Here is a 6,620-nt window from a genome sequence, read left to right on the forward strand (position 1 = left end):
CCCCGGCGGCACGCGACACGGGCCTGGATTCAGTCCCGCATCGCGGAGACAGGCGCGGGTCTACTTCTTCGCGGAGGCATCCCCGGCGGCACGCGACACGGGCCCGGATTCAGGCGCGCATCGCGAAGACAGGCGCGGGTCTACTTCTTCGCGGCTTCCTCGGCGGCACGCGACACGGGCCTGGATTCAGGCCCGCATCGCGGAGACAGGCGCGGGTCTACTTCTTCGCGGACGTGTCCTCGGAGGAGAACGCGAAGGAGACCTCGGCCGGAGCACCGTCCTTCACCGTGACTTCGGTCGTCTTCGTCCCGAGCGTCTCGTGCCACGCCTCCACGGTGTACGTGCCCGCGGGCAGCCCCTGAAGCGCGAAGGCGCCATCCGCGCCCGTCGTGGCGAAGTACGGGTTCGGGTTGCTCACCACGAACGCGGTCATCCACGGGTGCACGTCGCACTTGAGCTTCAACACGTCATCCGCCGGCGGCACGGGCTTCTGGACCGGCGCGCCCGAGGGCGGCTGCGCGACGTTGAAGGCCGCCTTCGTCCCCACCACGCCGCGCACGTTGTGCAGCGTGCCGTCGCTGTTCTTGAAGACGACCGATTGCCCCGCCACCGCGCCCTGGACGCGAGGCACATAGGTGCACTTCGTCTGGTCCACCACCACCGGAGCACTCGGCGCGGCCGGCGCCCCGGCCACGGTCCCCTTCACGCGCACCAGCACGTTCTGGAGCTTGCCGTCCTTCACCAGCACCGCCTCGTCCTTCGAGCCGCGCCCCTCGCAAGCCGGGTCGGTGTTCGGCGGCAGGTCGGCCGCGGCGGGAGGCGTGCCGGTGAACGTCACAGTCCCCTTCACCGCACCGTTGCCCGCGGGCACGGCGACCTTCCCCTGTTCGTTCCCCGGGTCCTTGTCCGCCTGAATCGGCGTCGCCGCGTGCTCGGCGCCAGGCTCCGTAGCGCGGGCCGCCGAGGGGGGCGGTGCCTGGGTGGTAGGTGGCGGAGTGGCGGGAGCCTCCTCCTTCTTGCAAGCGGGCAGGGCCAGCAGCCCCGCGGCTCCCAGCATCGACAGGCCGAGCGTGCGCAGCGTCATCGTGCAATCTCCTCGGTGAACCAGTTCATCGTCCGCGTCCCCTCGTAGTCAAAGGACGCCGACCTGTCCAACGGCGCGTCCGCGCTATTCGCGACGGCTGACGCTCACCGCGGCCAGTCCGACGAACACCGTCGCGAACGCGAGCAGCACCGGCACCTCCAGCCCCGTCCCCGACATGGGCGAGCCCACCACCACCGACGCCTCCGCGCCGTAGAGCGCCCGACGCACGCCCTCCACGGAGAAGCGCATGGGGTTGAGCACCATCACCCACGACAGCCACGTCCCCGCGCCCTTGAGCGGGAACATCGCCCCGGACAGCACCCACATGGGCAGCAGCACGATGCTCATCACCGCGTGGTAGCCCGCGCTGGAGCGCACCCACCACGCCAGCGACATGCCCATGCCCGTCAGCGCCAGCGCCGACAGCACCATCACCGAGAACAAGAGCGGCAGGTTGACGGTGGCCGCGCTCACGCCCGCCAGCGGCGCCAGCAGCAGGAACAGCGACGCCTGCATCAGCGCGATGGCCGACGAGCCCAGCGCCTTGCCCAGCACCACCGCCAGCCGCGAGCCCGGCCCGGCGAGCACCGCCTGGAGGAAGCCCTCCCGCCGGTCCTCGATGACGGTAATCGTCGCGAAGATGGCGCTGAACAGCAGCACCATGGTGACGACGCCCGGGAAGAAGAACTGCTGGTAGCCCAGCCCCTGCGCGCCCTCGACGCGGAACGAGCCGGCGAAGCCCGAGCCGATGACGAACCAGAACAGGATGGGCTGCGCCAACGCGCCCACGACGCGGCTGGGCTGACGGAAGAAGCGCACCACGTCGCGCGCCATCAGCACGCGCACCGTCGCCCACTGCAATGCAAGCGTCCCAGGAAGGGATGGCGCCGGAGCGACGGCTGTCACGGGGGGTTGCGCGGTGGAGATCTCGGCGGTCATCGGCGTTTCCTCGGCGCGGGCTCCGCGGCCGGCACATCGGCGCCCAGCGCGCGCCCGGTGAGCTGGAGGAACACGTCCGCCAGCGTGGGCCGGCGCAACGAGACGGACGACAACCTGCCTGCCGGAAAGGCCTCCACCAGCCGAGGCACCAGCGCATGCCCCTGCCGGGCCTCCACCTGCACCTTCCCCTCCACCACCTTCGCGTCCACACCCAGCTTCTCGCGCACCTCGCGCGCCAGCGACTCGGGCTCGGCCGCCTCCACGGTGAGGATGTCCCCGCCCATGCGCGAGGCCAGCGCGGCCGGCGTGTCGCACGCCACCAGCCTGCCCGCGTCGAGCACCGCAAGGCGGTCACACACCTCCGCCTCGTCGGCCCGGTGCGTGGTCAGCAGCACGGTGATGCCCTCCGCGTCGCGCAGCCGCTTCAGGTGCGCCCAGAAGGTGCGGAAGGCCGCCTCGTCCAGGCCCTGCGTGGGCTCGTCCATCAGCACCACGCGCGGCTGGTGCACCAGCGCTCGCGCCAGCTCCAGCCTGCGGCGCATGCCACCAGACCACGTGCCCACGCGCTCATCACCCCGGTCCGCGAGGCCGATGAGCGTGAGCATCGACTCCACCCGCTCGCGCGCCCGCTCCCCGGCCAGCCCGTACAGCCGGGCCCCGAGCATCAGGTTCTCCCGCGCGGTCAGCAGGTCATCCAGGCTGCCGCGCTGAAAGATGATGCCCATCTGCCGGCGCAGGGCCGGGTCGCTGAGCGACAGCTCCCGCCCCGCGAAGCGCACCTGACCCGAGTCCGGGGCCAAAAGGCCCGCCAGAATCTGGAAGGTGGTGGACTTGCCCGCGCCATTGGGGCCCAGGAGGCCCAGGATTTCGCCGGGCCGCACGGACAGCGTCAAACCGTCCACGGCGACGCGGCCCTTGAAACGTCGGGTCAGCCCCTCGAGGTGGAGCAGCGGAACCGGAGGGGTGGAGACCGAGGTATCAGGCATGGGGCGGTGTGTCCCGCCGGCACCCGCGCGCTAGCCGCGCGGAACGCGGTCCAGGCTCAGCGCCGCGAACAGTCCGGTAAGGTAGATCAACGAGAAGAAGAACGCCTGCCGCGCCCAGGGCTTCCCGAGTCGGCGGAAGAACCCCCACGCTCCCAGGCCCAGGAAGCTCAGGCCCAGCGCCACCGCCGCCGCCAGGTACCAGGAGCCGGCGATGTGCAGTTGGAAGGGCAACAGCGTCATCGGCACCAGCGCCACCAGGTAGAGGACAATCTGGGCGCGGCTGGACTCGTCCCCGCGCTCCAGGGGCACCGACTTGAGACCCGCCGCCGCGTACTCCTCCTTGCGGAACAGGGCGATGGCGATGAAGTGCGGCATCTGCCACAGGAAGAGGATGGCGAAGAGCGAGAAGCCGCCCGCGTCCAGCCGGTCCGTCACCGCCGTCCAGCCCATGAGCGGAGGCAGCGCGCCCGGCACCGCGCCCACCAGCATGGCCGCCGAGGTGCGCGCCTTGAGCGGCGTGTACGCCAGCACGTAGCTGAGCAGCGCCAGCAGGCCCAGGGCCGCCGTCAGCACGTTGGCCCCCAGCGCGAGCGCAGGCAGGGACACCGCCGCCAGGGAGATGCCGAACCACAGCGCCACCGCCGGCTCCATCCGCCCGGAGGGCAGTGGCCGGTTCTGCGTGCGGGCCATGAACCGGTCGCTGTGACGCTCCCAGTAGCAGTTGAGCGCGTTGGCCGCGCCCACCGTGCCGGCCGTGGCCAGCAACGTCACCAGGGCATTTCCCGTGGCCAGCGGTCCAGGCGCCAGCCACATGCCACCCGCGGTGGTGATGAGGACGAGGCTCGACAGCCTCGGCTTCATCAGGGAGATCAGGTCGGACGCGGTCGTCGACATGGACTCTGCACGCGCGCTCAAGCGGACTCCAGGGGAGGGCGTGACAGGGGCACTGCCGACGCGTTGACGGCCCTCCCATACAAGCACCACCCGGGGGTGGGCAAGGACACGTCACCGCGACAGGGCGCCCGCGAACGGCCGCCCGCCCGGCACCCTTGGGGGGCCCGGGTCCGCGTCTTCGTGTCCTGACAATCGTGGGAAGGCAAACACCTGGGGCATAGCCTCGGGCCCGGGCCACATCAACCCAGGCCCGCGGGCACGATGCGCGCCGTGCTGCCCGCGCGCATCAGCCCCGCTTGTCCGACCCCGGCGACGGAGTCGGACCCCGCTCACCCTCCGGAGAGGGAGCGAGCGGCGTTGGCGTGCTCACCGCTCGGCTCGCGCTTGAGGTACTCCTGCGCCAGCATCTTCGCCTTCGGGGTCTGCTTGGCGTCCTTCGAGAGCAGCGTGGCGTAGTAGTAGTACGCCGGGGTGAAGCCCTCGTCGGCGTTGAGCGCGCGCTGGTACGTCTCGTCCGCCTTCGCCGCGTCGCCCTTGCCCTGGAAGACGCGCGCCAGCTCGGTGAGCGCCACGGCCGACCGCTCGGGCTGACCGACGAACTCCTGGCTCGCCTTCTCCAACTGCTCCTGGGCCTTGGGCCAGTCGGAGCGCTCCCGGTAGATGGTGCCCATGGCCAGGCGGGCCTCGGGGTTCTTCGCCTTCGGGTCCTTCACGGCGCGCTGGTACTGCGTCAGGGCGTCATCCAGCTTGCCCTGGCGGCGCAGGGCGTTGCCCAGCATGACCACCAGCTTGGGGCTGTCGCCCATCGTCTTGAGGGCGGTCTGGAGCGCCTCGGCGGCTTCCTTCTCGCCACCCTGCTTGCCCATGAGGGCCTTGGCCAGCTCGACGTGGAACTGGGCGCGCGAGGAGTCCACGCGGATGGCCTTGCGAATCTCCTCGGCGGCCTGCTCGAAGTTGCCTTCCGTCAGGAGCCGGCGGCCCTTGATGAGGTGCAGCTCCGGGTTCTGCTTGTCGAGCGAGAAGCCCGTCTCCTCGCTCTTGAGCATCTCCGCGCGCGCCTTGTCCTTCTCCAGCGGCACCGCGGTGGCCTCCACCAGCTTCTGCTGCACGTCCGGCTTCAGCTCCGGCAGTTCGGCGGACACGCGGCTGACCAGCAGCGAGCGCGCCAGATGCGCGGCGGCCAGCTGACGGGGCGACGGCGGCGGCTCCGCCTCCAGCAGCTTCTTGAGCATCGTCTGGACCAGGCCGAAGTTGGGCTCATCCTGCTCCAGCATCAGCAGGGAGCGGCCCAGGAGCGACTCGGGGTGGTCCTTCGCGTAGCGCAGCGCGAGGTCGTAGTTCTTCCAGGCGGTGTTGTCCTGGCCCAGCCGGCGGTAGACGGCGCCCAGGCCGGAGTAGACGCGCGGGTCGTCCGGAGCGAGCGTCTGCGCGCGCTCCAGGGTGTCCCGCGCGCGGTCCAGGTCGCCCGCGTTCATCTGGATGAGGCCCAGCGTCAGGTACAGGAGCGAGCTGGAGCGTCCCTGTGAGTCCAGGGCCCGCACCTTCTCCTCCAGCTTGCCCAGCGCGTCCTTGCCCTTGCCGCCGTACGTCTGGACGAGCGCCTCGGCCGCGATGAGGTGCGAGCTGACGTCGCCCGCCTTCATGCCCGCGGCCAGATGCTCCTCGGCGCGACGGCGTGCATCGTCACCACCGCCGTGCTCACCCCAGCGGATGGCGTAGGCGTACGCCAGGTAACCATGGGCCAGACCGGAGTCGGAGTTCACCTCCAGCGCCTTGTCGGCCTCCTCGCACGCCTTCTTGTAGCTGTCGAAGGAGTCGCGCTTGAGGAGCTCCGCGGAGCCTTCCAGGTGCTTCTTCAGCTCGCGGGAGATCTTCCGGGTGTGCGCCGTGTACCAGCCGTAGCCACCGGCGAACACCGGGATGGCCACCAGCAGCGCCAGCGTCACCAGCTTGCCGCGTCCACTGGAGGCACGCCCACCGCCGCGATGCCGGGGCGAGTCGTCATCCTCGTCGTCCACCTCTTCCACCACCACCTGCTGCGGGCGGCGTTGGGGGGTGGCGCGCTGGGGCGCCTCGTTGCGCACCGGGGCGGAAGGGCCCGCAGGAGGGCGCGGAGTCGACGGGGGCCTCGGCGTGGGCGCGACGGAAGCCTGCGCCTCCGCGCCCGCCGTGGCGGCGACGTTGGAGAGGGCCGACGCGGACTGCTGGGTGGCGGACGGAGTCAGCACCGGCGGCGCGACGACCGGCGCGGGCGCGGCGGGGCGCGGCGGCTCGATTTTGTGCTGCTGCAGCAGCGTGACGGTGTCCGGGTCTCCCGGATCCACGCTGTAGGCCTTGAGGAGGTTCGCCTTGCCGGGCTCGGCTTCACCCGTCTTGAGCTGGATGGCGCCAGCCAGCCGCAGCGCGGCCTTGTCCTCGGGTTGGACCTGGAGCGCGCCGAGCGCTTCTTCCAGGGCCTTCTTGTCCTTGCCCTGGTCGGCATAGACACGGGCCAGGAGGACGCGCGGGTCCGCGGCGTTGGGATGCGCCTTCACGCCCTTCTTGCAGACGACCATCGCCTCCATGAAGCGACCCATGCTCAGGTACGCTTCGGCCAAGGGCTTATAGGCGGCGGACGAAGGGTCTGAAGCGAACGCGTGTTCGAGCTTCGCGAGCTCGGCCGGGCTCAACGTCTTTGAAGGGGAGGTAGACATTACCGGGGGGAGGGACACCGGGCG

5 protein-coding genes are annotated in these 6,620 nt (G+C 70.9%); all 5 read right to left on the reverse strand.

What is annotated here, in order from left to right; all coding sequences use genetic code 11:
* Positions 1-217 precede the first annotated feature (217 nt).
* The gene (locus HR086_RS02990; protein WP_174464807.1) at positions 218-1,084 is read right to left on the reverse strand and encodes a carboxypeptidase regulatory-like domain-containing protein; all 867 of its coding nucleotides are present in this window, start codon (positions 1,082-1,084) and stop codon (positions 218-220) included.
* 84 nt (positions 1,085-1,168) lie between these two features.
* Complete coding sequence (locus HR086_RS02995) at positions 1,169-2,023, reverse strand: ABC transporter permease (protein WP_141642754.1); 855 nt, start codon at positions 2,021-2,023, stop codon at positions 1,169-1,171.
* Positions 2,020-3,009: an ABC transporter ATP-binding protein gene (locus tag HR086_RS03000; protein ID WP_174464808.1), complete on the reverse strand. Its 990-nt coding sequence runs from the start codon at positions 3,007-3,009 to the stop codon at positions 2,020-2,022. The genes HR086_RS02995 and HR086_RS03000 overlap by 4 nt, the downstream gene beginning before the upstream one ends.
* Positions 3,010-3,039: 30 nt before the next feature.
* Complete coding sequence (gene cyoE / locus HR086_RS03005; protein ID WP_141642756.1) at positions 3,040-3,924, reverse strand: heme o synthase; 885 nt, start codon at positions 3,922-3,924, stop codon at positions 3,040-3,042.
* A 308-nt stretch (positions 3,925-4,232) separates the two neighbouring features.
* Complete coding sequence (locus tag HR086_RS03010; RefSeq protein ID WP_174464809.1) at positions 4,233-6,596, reverse strand: tetratricopeptide repeat protein; 2,364 nt, start codon at positions 6,594-6,596, stop codon at positions 4,233-4,235.
* Between the last annotated feature and the right edge of the window lie 24 nt (positions 6,597-6,620).

Origin of the sequence: Myxococcus sp. CA039A (genome assembly GCF_013336645.1) — a bacterium.
In the GTDB taxonomy this organism is placed as follows: domain Bacteria; phylum Myxococcota; class Myxococcia; order Myxococcales; family Myxococcaceae; genus Myxococcus; species Myxococcus llanfairpwllgwyngyllgogerychwyrndrobwllllantysiliogogogochensis.